General features: G+C 40.7%; 16 protein-coding genes and 1 riboswitch. Of the genes, 9 read left to right on the forward strand and 7 right to left on the reverse strand.

Annotation, left to right across the window (positions count from 1 at the left end; translation table 11 throughout):
• Nucleotides 1-238: 238 nt before the first annotated feature.
• The 6 genes from SJY38_RS05155 to SJY38_RS05180 all read left to right on the forward strand — a co-directional run bounded on the left by SJY38_RS05155 (nt 239) and on the right by SJY38_RS05180 (nt 5,905).
• Nucleotides 239-1,297 carry a S66 peptidase family protein gene (locus tag SJY38_RS05155; RefSeq protein WP_377109360.1) on the forward strand — a complete coding sequence of 353 codons (1,059 nt, stop codon included), beginning with the start codon at nt 239-241 and terminating at the stop codon, nt 1,295-1,297.
• Between the two features lie 66 nt (nt 1,298-1,363).
• A riboswitch (FMN riboswitch) is annotated at nt 1,364-1,545 on the forward strand.
• 224 nt (nt 1,546-1,769) lie between these two features.
• Nucleotides 1,770-2,423: a 3,4-dihydroxy-2-butanone-4-phosphate synthase gene (gene ribB, locus SJY38_RS05160; protein WP_004588090.1), complete on the forward strand. Its 654-nt coding sequence runs from the start codon at nt 1,770-1,772 to the stop codon at nt 2,421-2,423.
• Between the two features lie 189 nt (nt 2,424-2,612).
• Complete coding sequence (locus tag SJY38_RS05165) at nt 2,613-3,104, forward strand: cupin domain-containing protein (RefSeq protein WP_248461671.1); 492 nt, start codon at nt 2,613-2,615, stop codon at nt 3,102-3,104.
• Nucleotides 3,105-3,112: 8 nt separating this feature from the next.
• Entirely contained in the window at nt 3,113-4,246 is a 1,134-nt protein-coding gene (locus SJY38_RS05170; RefSeq protein ID WP_377109361.1) for an L-dopachrome tautomerase-related protein, read from the forward strand.
• A 177-nt stretch (nt 4,247-4,423) separates the two neighbouring features.
• On the forward strand, nt 4,424-5,056 hold the full coding sequence (grxB, locus tag SJY38_RS05175; protein WP_377109362.1) for a glutaredoxin 2: 633 nt from the start codon (nt 4,424-4,426) through the stop codon (nt 5,054-5,056).
• 264 nt (nt 5,057-5,320) lie between these two features.
• Nucleotides 5,321-5,905 carry a class I SAM-dependent methyltransferase gene (locus SJY38_RS05180; protein WP_377109363.1) on the forward strand — a complete coding sequence of 195 codons (585 nt, stop codon included), beginning with the start codon at nt 5,321-5,323 and terminating at the stop codon, nt 5,903-5,905.
• A gap of 52 nt (nt 5,906-5,957) precedes the next feature.
• On the opposite strand, the gene SJY38_RS05185 is transcribed toward SJY38_RS05180, so the two are convergent.
• The 4 genes from SJY38_RS05185 to SJY38_RS05200 all read right to left on the reverse strand — a co-directional run bounded on the left by SJY38_RS05185 (nt 5,958) and on the right by SJY38_RS05200 (nt 9,188).
• On the reverse strand, nt 5,958-6,611 hold the full coding sequence (locus SJY38_RS05185; RefSeq protein WP_377109364.1) for a nitroreductase family protein: 654 nt from the start codon (nt 6,609-6,611) through the stop codon (nt 5,958-5,960).
• A gap of 78 nt (nt 6,612-6,689) precedes the next feature.
• Nucleotides 6,690-7,478 carry a glycine betaine ABC transporter substrate-binding protein gene (locus SJY38_RS05190; protein ID WP_377109365.1) on the reverse strand — a complete coding sequence of 263 codons (789 nt, stop codon included), beginning with the start codon at nt 7,476-7,478 and terminating at the stop codon, nt 6,690-6,692.
• Complete coding sequence (locus SJY38_RS05195) at nt 7,475-8,029, reverse strand: thioredoxin family protein (protein ID WP_126007473.1); 555 nt, start codon at nt 8,027-8,029, stop codon at nt 7,475-7,477. Before SJY38_RS05195 ends, SJY38_RS05190 begins: the two co-directional genes overlap by 4 nt.
• A gap of 52 nt (nt 8,030-8,081) precedes the next feature.
• Nucleotides 8,082-9,188 carry an L-dopachrome tautomerase-related protein gene (locus tag SJY38_RS05200; RefSeq protein ID WP_377109366.1) on the reverse strand — a complete coding sequence of 369 codons (1,107 nt, stop codon included), beginning with the start codon at nt 9,186-9,188 and terminating at the stop codon, nt 8,082-8,084.
• 456 nt (nt 9,189-9,644) lie between these two features.
• Between SJY38_RS05200 and SJY38_RS05205 the strand changes: the two genes are divergently transcribed.
• The 3 genes from SJY38_RS05205 (at nt 9,645) to SJY38_RS05215 (ending at nt 11,100) form a co-directional block, all read left to right on the forward strand.
• The gene (locus SJY38_RS05205; RefSeq protein WP_377109367.1) at nt 9,645-10,580 is read left to right on the forward strand and encodes a LysR family transcriptional regulator; all 936 of its coding nucleotides are present in this window, start codon (nt 9,645-9,647) and stop codon (nt 10,578-10,580) included.
• Nucleotides 10,581-10,593: 13 nt separating this feature from the next.
• Nucleotides 10,594-10,752 (forward strand): hypothetical protein, encoded by a 159-nt coding sequence (locus tag SJY38_RS05210; RefSeq protein ID WP_348689288.1) that lies wholly within the window; start codon nt 10,594-10,596, stop codon nt 10,750-10,752.
• A gap of 183 nt (nt 10,753-10,935) precedes the next feature.
• Complete coding sequence (locus SJY38_RS05215) at nt 10,936-11,100, forward strand: hypothetical protein (RefSeq protein ID WP_232510967.1); 165 nt, start codon at nt 10,936-10,938, stop codon at nt 11,098-11,100.
• Between the two features lie 45 nt (nt 11,101-11,145).
• Here SJY38_RS05215 and SJY38_RS05220 read toward each other — a convergent pair whose 3' ends face one another.
• The 3 genes from SJY38_RS05220 to SJY38_RS05230 all read right to left on the reverse strand — a co-directional run bounded on the left by SJY38_RS05220 (nt 11,146) and on the right by SJY38_RS05230 (nt 15,232).
• Nucleotides 11,146-12,036, reverse strand: a complete 891-nt coding sequence (locus SJY38_RS05220; RefSeq protein ID WP_377109368.1) for a dienelactone hydrolase family protein — start codon at nt 12,034-12,036, stop codon at nt 11,146-11,148.
• A 103-nt stretch (nt 12,037-12,139) separates the two neighbouring features.
• Nucleotides 12,140-13,096, reverse strand: coding sequence for an alpha/beta hydrolase (locus SJY38_RS05225; protein WP_121637627.1), 957 nt, complete (start codon nt 13,094-13,096; stop codon nt 12,140-12,142).
• A 339-nt stretch (nt 13,097-13,435) separates the two neighbouring features.
• Nucleotides 13,436-15,232, reverse strand: coding sequence for a SulP family inorganic anion transporter (locus tag SJY38_RS05230; protein ID WP_377109369.1), 1,797 nt, complete (start codon nt 15,230-15,232; stop codon nt 13,436-13,438).
• Nucleotides 15,233-15,445: the final 213 nt, after the last annotated feature.

Below are 15,445 nucleotides of genomic sequence, written 5' to 3' on the forward strand. Positions count from 1 at the left end.
CTCAAAATAGACAGCTGAGTTAAACGGATTGGCATAATTGGATTGCTAAAAAAGCGCGTGTCATTACCCGTTAAAAAATTTATAAATAAAATGGTGACTGCATAAATGCTAAACACACTCTACGCTTATTCATATTGCATAAAGAGTGTGCGTGTTGATATAGGTACATTCATATAGGTAATGTGTAAATGCATAACGGCTTTTACACAGTGGAATCACTTTATTAAAAGGAACATTCATGGCTAATATACTTTATCCAGCGCCTTTAAAAGTAGGCTCTAAAGTTGCTATTTGCTCGCTTTCGTCGGGCTTAAAAGAAAAATACCATGCACGATTAGATAGAGTGATAGACGGTTTAAAACACCGTGGTTACGAGGTAGTAGAAGGGGAGTTTTTACGCCAAAATAAACCCCGCGATGAATTAGATGCAAAAGCGCATGCCAAGCAATTAATGGGCTTTTTGCTAGACGATGAGGTTGCCGCCATTATGCCACCAATGGGCGGAGAGCTGGCAATGGAAATTTTGCCACTACTCGATTTTAACGCCATAAAAGAGGCCAAACCTAAATGGCTGGTGGGTTTTTCTGATGTGAGCACAATTGCCTGTGCACTTACGGCTAAGTGCCAATGGGCAACACTTCATAGTGCCAACCTAATGCAGCTCCACCCTGATGAAACAAACCCCTACAGCCTACAAATTTTTGAAACCATTACCTACGAGTCGGGAAGTAAATTTGAGCAAGGACCCTCTGCTTATTATCAAAAAAATAAACCCAATTACGCACAAAACCCAGATGAGCTGCTAGCGCCAAGCGAGCCTACCCAGTGGCAGTGCCTAAATTACACCGATGAGCGCACAATAGAGATGTCTGGGCGCTTATTTGGCGGCTGCCTTGATACGGTAGGATTATTGCTGGATTCGCCATTTTTAGCATTGCATGACTTTAAAAAACACAGTGCGAACGAAGGGCTAATTTTATACCTAGAAAATTCAGAGCTTACCCCTACCACCGTGGCACGATTTTTATTGTCGCTCAAACTTGCCGGTGTATTTGATGATATTAACGGCCTTATTTTAGGGCGCAGCGAAATAACACAAAGTCATCACGATGCATTTGATTACCGCCATGCGCTAGATGTGGCATTGGGTGGGTGTTTATTCCCGGTAATAATAGATGCTGATATAGGCCATGTGCAGCCAAATTTAAACTTAGTTAATGGTGCAAAATGCTCACTCACGGCCGATATTAACCAAGGTAAAGTACTCAATGCCTCACTAAACACTGAACTTATTTAACGTTTATTTTGAATAACACATAAATACACGCGTATAATGCGCAGGCCGTGAACAGATAAGTTCACGGTACATTCTCAGGGCGGGGTGAAATTCCCCACCGGCGGTATGTTTTACTCATTAGTTTTTGAATAAAACGAGCCCGCGAGCGCTTTATTTAATAATCGTTTTTTAATGTATTAAATAAAGGTCAAGCAGATCTGGTGAGATGCCAGAGCCGACGGTTATAGTCCGGATGAAAGAGAATATAGCTTGTAGCGTATGCAAACACGTGGCCTGTGGCTGCGTGTTTAATACCAATTCGCAATAATACTTAATCATTTTGAGCGACACGTTTTTCCAACCTCAAAATAAATCACTTAATTAAGCGGATTGGTATAAGCTGTTTAGTGGCAAAAAGTTCGCAATTTAGTTTGTGTGTTTTGCCATGCCTTTCAGTGTCCTGAATCTATTTATTTTTATGTGGAATATAATAATGATTCAGTCTTTACTTAGCCAATTTGGCGAAAGCCACACCCGCGTAGAAAACGCCATCGCTGCTTTGCAGCAAGGCCAAGGCGTACTTGTTGTTGATGACGAGAACCGCGAAAACGAAGGTGATTTTGTTTTCTCTGCCGAGCATTTAACCACCCAACAAATGGCGGAAATGATCCGCGAAGGCAGCGGAATTGTGTGCCTGTGTATGGGCGATGAGCGTATTAAGCAGCTCGAGCTACCGCAAATGGTAACTCACAACACCAGCCAAAATAATACAGCCTACACAGTCACAATAGAGGCTAAACACGGTGTTACAACCGGCGTATCGGCCGCCGATCGAGTAACAACGATTAAAGCCGCCACTGCCGATAATGCCAAACCCAGTGATTTATCGCGCCCAGGCCATGTATTTGGCTTAAAAGCACAAACAGGTGGGGTTTTAGTTCGCCGCGGCCACACCGAGGCATCTGTTGATTTAATGCAGCTGGCTGGTTTAAAACCGTTTGGGGTTATTTGTGAACTCACTAACCCTGATGGCACCATGGCGCGTTTACCACAGGTAAGTGATTATGCTAATAAACACAGCATGACAGTGGTAACGATTGAAGACTTAGTACAGTACATACAAATGCAAGAATTAAAGGTCAGTTAAGCGTTTTTAAGCATTACCTAAGTAAAACCCAGCTTTATTGCTGGGTTTATATTTTGTAATAAGTAATTAATTACTCGTTTTTATTTGAAAATGTTTCTTGCCTAGGCGGCTTTTTCAAAAATCCTCAGGCTGTAAACTTTGCCTAAATAGTCAGTGCAGCCGCACACAGTTCATTATTTAGGTGAAACTATGAAAATTAACACGCTTTTACTAGCAAGTGCTTTAACAAGCAGTGGCGTATGGGCAGCGCAAAGTAAACTTGAACAGCAAATAACGCCTGCACCCCAAATGGGCATAATGGATAGTTATAATCAGCACATTACCAACGCCCCTTTTTTACTTAATCTCGACAGCCAACCCAAAGAGCAAATGGGCCCATATTTAACACGCCAATATTTTCATGGTACGCAATCAACGTTTGTAAAATGGGTGGCTAAAAAAGGCGGAAAAGTACCGCTTCATAAACACCCTAATGAACAAGTAACGTGGATCATGTCAGGCGAAGCTAAAGTGTTTTCTGGCGGTAAACAATACCTTATGAAAGCGGGTGACATGATGGTGATACCGGCCAATGTACCGCACGAATTTCACTTTACCCAAGATACGGTAGATATTGATTTTTTTGCCCCAGCTCGACAAGACTGGATAGACGGCACAGCTAATTACATTAAGCAAAAGTAGGGTAAATTATGTTTTTAAATAAATCTAAATTAGGGCTAAGCGCTATAGCCTTGCTAATAAGTGCCTCGGCTTTTGCAAATGACACGGTACCCGCTGAGGTTTACGCACAAACCGACGGTGCTGTGGGCGGTATTACGTATACACAAAACAAGCGCTTTATTTTTAGTTATCACCCTTTTTATAACCCAAAAGTAAAAGTGGGGGAGCTTTTAAAAAGTGGTGATGTGGTGCCATTTCCTAATGCACAAATGCAAACCCCTTATAAGAGTGATGGCAGCTTAAAAAATCCCGCTAACTATTTAAATTGGGTATTAGGGGTAAGGGCTGATGACAGAGGTAATGTATGGATACTCGACTCAGGCCAGGCGCAGCCGCGTATTACGCCAAAGCTGATAGCATGGGATGCGCTAAACAATAAGCTTAATAAAATTATTTACTTACCTAGCCCTATATCGGTTGCTCAATCTCAACTTAATGATTTAGCTATATCGAGCAAATACAATACATTGGTGATCGCTGATGAAGGTATTGCGGATGGCGGAAATGGCAAGCAAGCCGCCCTTATTATCGTTAATACTAAAACAGGTAAGAGCCGGCGAGTATTGCAAGGTCACGAAAGTGCATTACCCGATTACACAATGCCAATAATGATTGATGAAGGGACTGATAACCAAAAGCAACTTAATGCCTTTATTGGTGCCGATGGCATTGTGCTTGATAACGCGCAGCAATGGCTTTACTTTGCTCCGCTTAATAAAAAGTATGTTTACCGTATTAAAATGGCCGATATTGCTAACGAGCAATTAACCGATAAACAACTAGGCGAACGAGTAGAGCAATACGCACAAAAACCAGTAAACGGTGGTTTAAGTATTGATGCTGATGATAATTTATATTTAACCATAGTGGGTGAGCGTACTGTGGGCGTTATTGACGCCAAAACACGTACGTACCGTGATTACACGTACAATAAAAACATGATTTGGCCTGATGGTGTAAGCATTGGACCAGAGGGTTACATGTACACCGGCGCTGCGCAATTGCCGCTTTCGGCACAACTTAATAACGGCAATGCTCAAAATAAAGCACCCTATTACATATTTAGATTTAAACCTTTAGCTGAGGGCGTAATAGGGCGCTAACTATAATGTGTAAATTGAGCACGCCTTTATGGCGTGTTTTTTATTTTATCTACTTTTTAAAGCGTGATTATCAATTTTTACAAGATAAAGTTTCAACCTAAATGCGGTTTTTCTGCGCTGACTATTTGGGTATCTTACGGGCATAGGTACTTAACCCGCTTTAGGCTTTAATTAATTATGAAACTATACAGTTACTCTCATTGTCCTTTTTGTGCGTGTGTTAAATATGTAGCAGGCAAATTAGGCATTAAGCTTGATGACGTTGTACTTGATTACGACGACACTGAAACACCAACAAAACTAATTGGTAAAAAAATGGTACCTATTCTTGAAAAAGATGACGGCACTGTTATGGGTGAAAGTAACGAAATTATTAGCCTGCTTATTGAACTTGCTGGTTCTAGCGAATCAAACAAGCCAACTCAAGGGGCTATTGAGTGGCAAGGTGGCTCGTTTGCGCCTTTATTGCAAATTGGATTGCCGCGCTGGCCATTACTGGATTTAAAAGAGTTTAAAACAGAATCTAGCCGAATAGCGTGGGAAGATAACAAGCAATCGACAGAGCTTAACTTTGTAAACCTAATAGCATCAACTCCTGAGATAGTTTTACAAGTAAATGAATTTTTAATTGGCACCGAAAAGCAGCTCAATATTAATAATGGTAAAACGTTATTAAGCTTGCTTGATAGCGCTATTTATTTTTCTATATTACGCGGTTTATATTGCGAGCCAACCATTACCTGGCCAGAGCAATTAAACCAATGGATGAACTATCAGGCATTAGAATCTCATGTGCCATTATTAAGATAGCGAATACTGAAAAAGTTTTAACAGCCAGTACGACTCCCTTCGTATTGCCTTCTTTTGGCCGGTGACCTCGTCACTGGCTTTTTTTATTTAGCTCTGAAAATCCCCCCTTTTAATCCAGCACTTAGCAGTGTGCGTGAGCATGGCTGCGTAGTATATTAATAACATTAAAAAATTAGTTACCTATTTACACTACATATTATTAGTGGAATTATTAAGCAGGCTTATTCAACGCTATGAATACGCAAAATAATACCAGGAGCTATTATGTGGGATGAAAGGTATAACACTCAGCAATATGCTTATGGCAAACAGCCAAACGATTTTTTAGCTGAGCACTATAAGCAATTACCTAAAGGCAATGTTATTAGCTTAGCCGAAGGTGAGGGGCGAAATGCGGTATTTTTAGCAAAAATGGGTTACAGCGTTACCGCGGTTGATGGCTCAAAAGTAGGGCTTGAAAAAGCGGCAAAGCTTGCCAAAGAGCACAACGTAAACATTGAGCTTGTACACGCCGATTTAGCGCAGTTTGATTTTGGAAAAGAAAAATGGGATGCGGTAGTGTCTATTTATTGCCCTTTACCAAGTGCCTTGCGTTCAGCGGTATATAAGCGCGCTGTTAAAGGTTTAAAGCCAGGTGGGGTGTTTTTACTTGAGGCCTATACGCCTGAGCAAGTAAATTATAATACCGGAGGCGGCCCAAGTGTCGATACTAAAACCTCAAAAAGCGACTTACAAGATGACTTAACCGAGCTTAGCTTTATACATTTAGAAGAGCTAAAGCGAGAAGTGTTTGAAGGCACATACCACACGGGTTTAGCGTCGGTACTGCAAGCTATTGCTAAAAAATAAAATGAATATAAAAGCTTAGCACTCATTAGCGCTAAGCTTTTTTAATAGGTTTTTATAAAACCTTTATAACTTGCTCTTTTGCTAGGCGAGATTTAGGTAACTTAGCGTTATAATCTTCAGTGTCATCGTGGTAGCCAAGTACCAACGCTACATCACAAATATAGCCATCGAGCTCTTGTTCAAACACTTCACCAATAAGCTGTGCATTCACACCTTCCATAGGTGTTGAATCAACGCCTAAGCGTGCAGCGGCGTGCATTGTGTTACCCAGGGCAATGTAAGTTTGCGCTTTGGTCCACATTGCATTGTTGCCTTGCTCATCGGTATTCATGTCAACAAAAGCAAACGCGCCAAATGCTTGTTCGCGGTTTTCACTTTGAGTACGGCCATTTTTAATGTCTGCATCAATTACTTGTGCGTAGTCATCGCGTTTATATTTAGGGTTGTAAGCAAATAAAATAACGTGCGATGCAGTTTTAATATGCGGCTGATTAAATTGAAATTTATTAGCAAACGTAGAGTGCATACGCTCTTTAGCTTCGTCTGATTCAATAACAATAAATTTCCACGGCTGCGAGTTAATAGATGAAGGAGAAAGACGCATAGCTTCGTAAATTACATCTAGATCATCTTGAGGAATACGCTTGGTTGTGTAGCGTTTAGTTGTATAACGTTTTTCTAAATCATTAATAATTGGATGGGTCATGGTTATCTCCGTTAAGTGGCTATTTTAGCCAAGTAGTGTCTATATTGAGCCTTTTTAAAAAAAACAAAGCACAAATTACTATTTAATTGGATTGTTATTAAGCCAATTACGCGTTACGTCATCGAGGGGTTGTAAGTTTTTGCATACTTTATAGTCAAGCTCGGCAATGATCTCATTTGAAAAGCGTAATTTATCAAGGGTGTTTAACTGAGCTTGGTTAAACAGCGCTTGTTTATCTTCTCTTAGGAGTAAAACAGCTCTATCAACAACGCCTAGTAACCCTTGTGGTTCTTTAAGCTCACGTATTGTGTACTTGTAATGCAAAAATTGTGGCTTCCATAACGGCACTACGCACCAGGTTTGGGTGGCGACGGCGTTTTCAAACGCGCTAAAACAGTCATGCTCTGTGCCGGTTAAAAACTCATACCCTGCGCTCGTCAGCCCATATTCTTTCATCATATTAATAGAAAAACGGGTAATACCAGCACCGGCATTAATGCCCTGAATTGTTTTTTGCATTTTTGTAAGCACGTCTGGTTTTAACAAATCGCTAATTTCGTTCACTGCACTTTGCGGTACGTAATCTGGTACGCCCCAGTGTGCATAAGGCTCATAATGTAAGCCAAGCTCAACGAGTGGCATAACTTGTTCAACATCGGCTTTATAAATACCGTGGCTTGAAGGTAGCCATGCTGAGGCGAGTAAATCTACTTCACCAGATTTAAGGTTTTTAAAGTTATCTTGATGCGGCGCATAAATACGCTCAACGGTAAAGCCCATATCAGTTAAAACATGGCTCACTAAAGAGGCCATTACATGATGAAACGATAAATCGGTTACGCCCAATTTTAAATGTACTGTACTCATAATGAATTACTCCATTTTATAGAGCAGCCCATGCTGGGTGTTTGCTGCTCAGGACCTTTGCCTGTGGCCGCAATTTGGCGCATGGCATTAACTAACTCAGGAGTGCGATGTGCATCGTTATTCATTTTTGCATCGTCTAAGCGGCCACGGTATTGCAGTGCCCCATGTTTATTGAAACCAAAAAAATCAGGCGTGCAAACCGCGCCATACTGTTTGCCTACGCGTTGGTTTTCATCAACAAGGTAGGGAAACAAAAAGCCGTGCTGCTTAGCAAATTTTTCCATATTAGCTGGGGAGTCAGCAGGGACGCTTTTATAGTCGTTCGACATAATAGCTAACACATTTATACCTTCGTTTATTAATAACGCGGTATCTTCGCTTAAGCGCCTCGCAATACGTTGCACATAAGGGCAATGGTTACAAATAAACACGATTAACAAGGCGTTTTCGCCTAGGTTGTCGGCTAAGGTAAAAGGCTCGCCTTGCGGGGTTTTTAACGTAAAGTTGGGCGCTTGCCAGCCAAAGTCACAAATAGGGGTGTCGAGTAGCATAACTTATCTCCTAAAAAGCCAGCGGGTATGGCTGGCTTATAAAAATAATTAATTATTTTTGATTAAAGCGAAAACGCGTTAATACGTAAGGTGGTTTTGCATTACCAAAGCCTTGGCTAAATGCAGGGTGCTGGTGGAGCTGATCTTGTGTTACATAAATCCAACCATTGCTCACTGCTAGGCTATCAGGCCATGATAATCGTTTGTCTTGAACAATTATTTCGTAGTGGCCTTTAGTCGTTAAGCCAATGGCATTGTTTTCAAGGTCGGTTACTAAAATACCGCCACCTGGCGCGTAGGTCATGCCATCGCTTGGGTTTTTAGGGCCAAAAACTTCAATGCTTTTTGCTTTTTTAGCATCTGAATATGTACTATTAGCAAGTGTTTTTGCTGGAATACGGTACACGCTAGTGCCTGTAAATGCGCCAAAGTATACCCATTCATTTTTATCATCAATAGTAATTGGGTTTAAACCAAAACGTAGGTTTGTTGTTTCACCTTTTGCTGATTTAGATGCAACAGGAGAGGCTTCGATGACAATATCGCGCTCCTCTGGCATTAGCTTAGCATTGCCCTCAAGTACACGCGTTGATTCGCCGGTTTTTAAATCAACAACAATAAACGCAGGTTTAGTGGCGCCCATAAAGTTACCAAAAGACATATCGGCAATGTAAATTTTGTCGTTACGTTCATCAATAACAAAGTCTTGTAAAAACGAGTTATCAAGTACAGCGTCTTTATTTAATTCAATGGTATTAACTAAGGTATTGGCAACGCTGTCCCAGGCAATTAGTTTTGGAGCTACTTGCTCGCTGCCCATGTCTAAAATCCACACCACACCTTTGCTGTCGCTATGTACGCCAATTACGGCTGCAAGGCCTACTTTGCCAAGCTCGGGGCCATCAGCCCAATCTTCGCTAGGGAAAGGTTGTTGAGCACCGTTTGCCATAATTTCAACTACTCGCGTTTTCGGTGCATCAAGCGGGTGCATGCTTACAATCATTCGCCCTGCAGGTGTTATAGTTATACCTGCGCCGCGATATTTATTAAAAGTAGTCACCGTTTCAAGGGGGCCAACTTCTGCTGCATAGACGCTTGAAAAAGTACTTGCGGCTAATGACAGGGTTGCTATTGCTAAAGTGGTTTTTAATCGTTTCATACTGTGATACCCGTTATGCTAAAAAAATAGAGTAAAGCGATTTAAATAGCCTGAATGACTTCGCTTGCGTTGAGGTGAATAATAGGTGAGAATTTCTATGCAATAAACAGGGTAATGATTGAATCTTTATCAAATAATATTAGTTAATTGGGTGGGCGAGTCCTTGCTTTAAACAAATTTGCTTTTTAAACATACTATTAATGCCAAAAGCTGGGTTTACTAATACACGCCCTAAAGATTGTCCTAATTTAATAAATAGTGGTTAGTGACTAGCTGATGGGTACAGTGTAATATTTGCCTTTATATTGATAAACCGCGCAATAGATAAGCATTGTCAAATATAAATAGACAATAAATCACTTTTTGATTGCTCAATACACTGTAAGCAAACCTAAAGCGCTTAATTTTGCCAAAAATAATAATTAAATTATTAAGTTGATAATGGATTAATACACAATGCTTTTAGAAGACTTACAGGTAATTTTAAAAGTGGCAGAGTTTAAAAGTATTACTGCTGCAGCATCAAATTTAGATATGCGCACCGCCACAGCAAGTGCTGCTGTTAAAAGGGTAGAGCAGGCTTTAGGTTTTGAACTATTTATACGCACCACTCGCCATTTAAGGCTTTCTGCAGCCGGCGAGCGTTACATTCCACAATGCCAACAAGCAATGGCAATGCTTGAACAAGCCAAAAATACACTTAAAAGCGATGACGATATAATTGATGGCGAGCTGCGTATTGCGCTTTCTTCTGATTTAGGACGCAACATTGTGATCCCTTGGCTTGACGAGTTCATGCAAACCCACACTCAGCTCAGCTTACGCGCCAATATTAGCGACAGTAATATCGACTTTTATCGTGACTCGGTCGATATTGCACTGCGTTATGGTAAACCTAACGATGCCAGCATGTACGGTTTTAAAATTTGCGATGTACCGCGTATTTTATGCGCAGCACAAAGCTACCTTGATACACATGGCACGCCTGCTCATCCACATGATTTAACAGAACATAAAGGGCTGTTTTATCAACTGCAAGATATAATTAAAGATGTATGGGTATTTAGCGATGCCAGCGAAGAGTTTAAAGTAAAATTGCACGGTGGCCATGCGGCTAACGATGGCGATTTAGTAAGGCGCTGGTGTGTGTCGGGCAAGGGGCTGGCGGTTAAATCGTGCTTAGATATGTCTAATGAATTACTTGCCGGTAATGTCATAAGTGTTATGCCAAACTTTAAACCCACGCCTACAGAGCTTTGGTTGGTGTGCCCAAGTAGGCAGTCAATCACTCCGGCAGTGCGCTTACTTCGCGATGCCTTTAGAGAAAAAAGCGCCGGTATTTTAAAAGCCCTTATTGCAAAAGGGATTATTGATAAAAGCGTATTAAATTAACTGGTAAATAATTATGCAAGTTGATGCTATTAGAGTGTTTGTGCCGTGTAAAAATTATCAGCAATCGTGCGACTTTTATCAGGCGCTTGGCTTTACTATTGAGCCTGCATCAGCTGATTTAAGCATAGCAACATCAGGTGAATGTAGTTTGTTTTTATACCAATCGTGTTAAGTTATTAGGCATTTATAGCGACAGATAAATAGCGTGATAACAAGGCATAAATATCGTCATGTAGTTGCTCTACATAAGAAATTTATAACGCTGTTAGCGCTCTATTTAGCACGCTAGAATGATTAAATATTTAAGTCGATTGGTATTAAGCGTTACTACAACCAAGAATTTGCTGAAAATTTAATGCTGCAAGTGTGCGTATTAAACATAAACGAAGCCTTTAACACCATTAGTAAGTTAACTCACTTTGATATTCGCTTTGAAGGGATAAAACAAGAGCCGTGGGGTAAAGTGATTTATTTATGGGGACCATCTGGTGAGCTTTTACACATTACAGAGCTCAATTAACTTAAAAAATGCCACCCATTTTAAGCTGGTGGCATTACCTTATTATTAACTTAGTTTTTCATTAAAAAACGCTAAGGTACGCTGCCAAGCAAGTTCTGCTTTTTGCTCATCATAACGCCCAGTAGAGTCGTTATGAAAACCATGATTAGCGCCTTCGTACATGTGCATAATGTACTCAACATTGTTAGCTTTTAAGCTTTTTTCATAATCAGGCCATGTAGCGTTAACGCGTTTATCAAGCTCACCTGATTGAATCATTAAAGGCGCTTTTATATTTTTGTGCAGTGACTCACTGGCAGGAGTACCATAAAAAGGCACGCCCGCGCTCAATAAGTCACTCTCAACCGCCGCTAAGTAATTAACAATGTAACCACCAAAACAAAAGCCCACAGCTCCCAGTTTGCCGTTACTATTCGAATGATTTTTTAAAAAGTGAGCCCCAGCTACAAAATCGTTTTGAATTTTAGCTCTGTCCATGGTTTTTTGCATGGCGCGGCCTTCATCGTCATTGCCCGGGTAGCCACCAAGCGCAAAGAGTGCGTCGGGTGCAAAGGCAATAAAGCCTTTTTTGGCTAAGCGCCTGGCTACATCTTTAATATATGGGTTTAAACCACGGTTTTCGTGAATAACTAATACAACCGGCAGTTTACCTTCAATTTTGCTAGGTACAGCTAAGTAGCCTTTGCCTTTACCATGCCCGTTTGGCGAATCAAATTCTTCGTAGGTGGCTTTAATATCATCATCGTTAAATGATACTTGCTCTGCAAACGCATAATTAGGTAACAGGGCACTGGTTAGTACGCTCATTGAAAAACCAAGTGCAGCTAACCCACCTAGTTTTTTCATAAATGTACGTCGGTCCATTAAACCGTGGGCGTATTCGTCGTACCAATCAAAGGCTTCTTGCGGGATATGATCTGATTGCGGGGTATTCATGGCTGCTCCTTAACTTTATTATGTATATTTATTATTTAAATACCATAACGTATTAGGGATAAAAAACGAGCAATATTTTTCTCAATTATTAGGACTGTTGAAGTTATCCATCAAGCAAGGAAAGGAGCACATTCCTTTGTTGTGTGGAAATTAAAGAAACCATTTCAATGTGATTTAAATCTTTTACCTCATACATGCTCACTTTTGAGTTGTTAAGAGTAAGCAACCTATTATATGGACTCACTTTGTCTGCATTACTTGAAAAGATGTAAGTTTGCCTAGCATGCGGGGTCTTATTTAGATTATTTAATATGTCGAGTTTAGTAAGAGGTACTTCACTTTTTTCAATTATCTTAGCCGCGACTTCATTTAAATAATCATCGCCTAATAGTTTGCTATAAATAGGGTGTGATAAGTTAGCAATTGTGGTTAGTGCGGCCTCAAAATTAATCATTGGGGCATAAAGTATATGCTTACTAATGTTCAGCTTAGATGCCAACTCAACTCCCGCAATTGCGCCCATTGAGTAACTAATTAAGGAAATATCAGTGTAGTTTTCTTTATTTACATAATTGACTAGCACATCAAGCGAGTTTAAGCCAAATCTAAACTTCTCGTATTGATTACTTGCAGGCATCACTATCACATTTTTTCCAGTGACATGGCTAAGCCATCTTGCTTGCATGGTGTAAATCAAGCTGTCTACGCCATACCCCGGAAAGATGATTAAAAGCCCGCTATTTTGGTTGTTTGATAAATTATCTGAAGTAAGTTGGTATTCAAAAACCTCATCTTCAGTGCTTCCTTCAACAATCAAACTTAGCGAAAGTGTATTACCATCGAGTAGGTAGCTTTCGATATCCTTAGGTGAGATAAACCTAAAATCAAGACAATCTACTTCGCTGCTACAGTAATGGGTTTGTACACCAGATAAAGCGATAGAGCTCTCAAATTCTTTAGGGAGAACTTTCTGCGGAGGCTTAGTTATTTGATAAGCAATATAGCTCTGGCACCCACTTAAAAAAATAACTAAAGAAATAATCAGTATGTATAAGCGCATTAAAGTCCCTTTAATTTTCAAGCTAAAATTTTTTGATTAATTAATGCCTGACTTCCCTTCATCTACGCCTATCAAAAAGTCGAGCCCTACAAATGTGAACGATATAGCAATGAAGCCAAATAGCATTAAGTTACGGTTATTCTTTTTAAACCAAGTGTGGTTAACACAGCAAAAACAATAAATAGAATAAGTTGTACAAGTGGCATAGTTACATCCTTTTATGTGGGGGTGTCCATATACGTGCCTAACTTACCAGCTTAAAATAATTTAAACAATTGACTTAAAAATAAAAAGCTCGGGAAATTCCGAGCTTTTTTAGTGAGTTACCTAAGTGACGTGTTACGCCATAGCGTCGTTGGTTACAGGGTATTTAGGGTCTTCAACAATGTTAACCTCAACTAAATCACCGGCTTTTTGTAATAACTTGGCAGACTCTGGGCTCAAATGGCGCAAATACAACGTTTTATCTAATGCTTTATAACGCTCACTTAAACCATGTATGGCTTCAATACCTGATTGGTCGCACACTCTGGCATTGGCAAAATCTATACACACATTTTGTGGGTCGTTATGTGGATTAAACCCTTCTTTAAACGAGGTTATTGAGCCAAAAAATAGATTACCCGTTACTTGGTAGGTTTTTTCGCTTTGCGATTCATCACTGCATTTAATACGGATTTCTTTTGCAGAGTTCCATGCATAAACCAAGGCAGAAATAACAATACCTATGCCTACGGCTACGGCTAAATCGAGCAATACGGTAACGGTAGATACCACAATAATGATAAATATTTCAGACTTTGGAACACGGCCAAATAAGCGCAAAGATGACCACTCAAACGTAGCAATAACCACCATAAACATAACGCCAATTAAAGATGCCACCGGTATCATTTCAATTAAGCTTGGAAAAAACAAAATAAATACCAGCATAAATAAAGCGGTAGCAATACCTGCTGCACGCCCTCGGCCGCCTGAGTTTAAACAGACCATGCTTTGGCCAATCATGGCGCAGCCACACATGCCACCAAATAAACCGCTTAAAATATTGCCCGAGCCTTGCGCTACCGACTCACGATTACCTTGGCCGCGGGTTTGTGTTATTTCATCAATAAGCGAAAGCGTCATAAGGGTTTCTATTAGCCCCACAGATGACAAAATAAGCGCAAGCATGAGCACGGTAATGAGTGCATCGAGCGAGTCGCTATTAGTTAAATCCCAGCTAATTTGCGGAAAGTGAAAACTCGGTAATGCACCTTTTAAACTGCCATCAAGTGGGTCGATGGTGTCTTTTAAGCCCTCAGCTACTTTTTGCGCTTCGTTAGCTTGCCATTTAGCCGTAATTTGCACATCGGTTGGGCGCTCAAGTGCAATATTTTGCGCCACTTCGCTGTATTGCCCATGAGGTACTTGATTTTTTATAGCTGCAAAGTTTTCAGTAATGATCTCTTTTTCAATCATTGAAGTACGCTGCGTGTGCACAACATCGCTAACAAGTTTTGACTCAAGTGGAGTAAAGGTGACCAGCGCCGTACACACTGCTATTGCAGCAAGAGGGGCAGGAATTGCTTTAGTATAGCGCGGTAAAAAATACACAATTGCCATGGTTAGCGCAATTAGCCCCATCATGGTAAGCATAGCAGGGCTGGTTAGTTGCATCCAATCGCCTGCGTAGGTAAACATATCGTGTTGCTTATCGTAAACTACGCGAACGTTTTCTTTAAATTGGCCAAATTGCGCCATACCAATCACAATAGCTAAGCCATTTACAAAGCCAAGCATTACAGGGTGAGGTAACAGCCTAATAAATTTGCCCATTTTAAAAGCGCCAAACACTACTTGTAGCACACCGGTTAATACCACGGCGGCCAACAAGTACTCGAGCCCAAACATAATAATAAAGGCGGTGGTGACTACAGCCATAGAGCCAGCAGCACCCGAAATCATACCTGGGCGGCCGCCAAACACGGCGGTAATAAAGCCAACAAAAAACGAGCCATAAAGCCCCATCATTGGGTCAATTCCCGCTACAAAGGTAAACGCAACGGCTTCGGGAATGAGCGTAAGCACGGCGGTTAAGCCGGCTAATACATCATTTTTTAAATTAGCGCTGCGTTTGCTTATTAAATCAAACATAGGGTTCCTTAGGGTGCATAAATAAACTAGATGCCATAGCGCTTTAAGCGGATAGCAGTATGTTTAGGTGTTTTAAATTTACGTGTATAGGGCGTGTTGATCTTTGCGGATTGAGATTTGTTCAATCTAGGGGCGATCAAATCGCGGCGCGAGGTTTGTAACCTAGTGGGCTCGATAACTGCTCCTGCGTTATTCTAATGACTTACATCCCTG

It is taken from the genome of Pseudoalteromonas sp. R86517 (genome assembly GCF_042466295.1).
GTDB lineage: Bacteria > Pseudomonadota > Gammaproteobacteria > Enterobacterales > Alteromonadaceae > Pseudoalteromonas > Pseudoalteromonas atlantica.

Bases quoted from the DNA above. Each gene is read 5' to 3' on its own strand.
- SJY38_RS05185 (WP_377109364.1), bottom strand. From the start codon at position 6,611: ATGACCCATCCAATTATTAATGATTTAGAAAAACGTTATACAACTAAA.
- SJY38_RS05220 (WP_377109368.1), bottom strand. From the start codon at position 12,036: ATGAATACCCCGCAATCAGATCATATCCCGCAAGAAGCCTTTGATTGG.
- SJY38_RS05195 (WP_126007473.1), bottom strand. From the start codon at position 8,029: ATGCTACTCGACACCCCTATTTGTGACTTTGGCTGGCAAGCGCCCAAC.
- SJY38_RS05225 (WP_121637627.1), bottom strand. From the start codon at position 13,096: ATGCGCTTATACATACTGATTATTTCTTTAGTTATTTTTTTAAGTGGG.
- SJY38_RS05190 (WP_377109365.1), bottom strand. From the start codon at position 7,478: ATGAGTACAGTACATTTAAAATTGGGCGTAACCGATTTATCGTTTCAT.
- SJY38_RS05155 (WP_377109360.1), top strand. From the start codon at position 239: ATGGCTAATATACTTTATCCAGCGCCTTTAAAAGTAGGCTCTAAAGTT.
- SJY38_RS05215 (WP_232510967.1), top strand. From the start codon at position 10,936: ATGCTGCAAGTGTGCGTATTAAACATAAACGAAGCCTTTAACACCATT.
- ribB (WP_004588090.1), top strand. From the start codon at position 1,770: ATGATTCAGTCTTTACTTAGCCAATTTGGCGAAAGCCACACCCGCGTA.
- SJY38_RS05205 (WP_377109367.1), top strand. From the start codon at position 9,645: ATGCTTTTAGAAGACTTACAGGTAATTTTAAAAGTGGCAGAGTTTAAA.
- SJY38_RS05200 (WP_377109366.1), bottom strand. From the start codon at position 9,188: ATGAAACGATTAAAAACCACTTTAGCAATAGCAACCCTGTCATTAGCC.
- SJY38_RS05180 (WP_377109363.1), top strand. From the start codon at position 5,321: ATGTGGGATGAAAGGTATAACACTCAGCAATATGCTTATGGCAAACAG.
- SJY38_RS05170 (WP_377109361.1), top strand. From the start codon at position 3,113: ATGTTTTTAAATAAATCTAAATTAGGGCTAAGCGCTATAGCCTTGCTA.
- grxB (WP_377109362.1), top strand. From the start codon at position 4,424: ATGAAACTATACAGTTACTCTCATTGTCCTTTTTGTGCGTGTGTTAAA.
- SJY38_RS05230 (WP_377109369.1), bottom strand. From the start codon at position 15,232: ATGTTTGATTTAATAAGCAAACGCAGCGCTAATTTAAAAAATGATGTA.
- SJY38_RS05165 (WP_248461671.1), top strand. From the start codon at position 2,613: ATGAAAATTAACACGCTTTTACTAGCAAGTGCTTTAACAAGCAGTGGC.
- SJY38_RS05210 (WP_348689288.1), top strand. From the start codon at position 10,594: ATGCAAGTTGATGCTATTAGAGTGTTTGTGCCGTGTAAAAATTATCAG.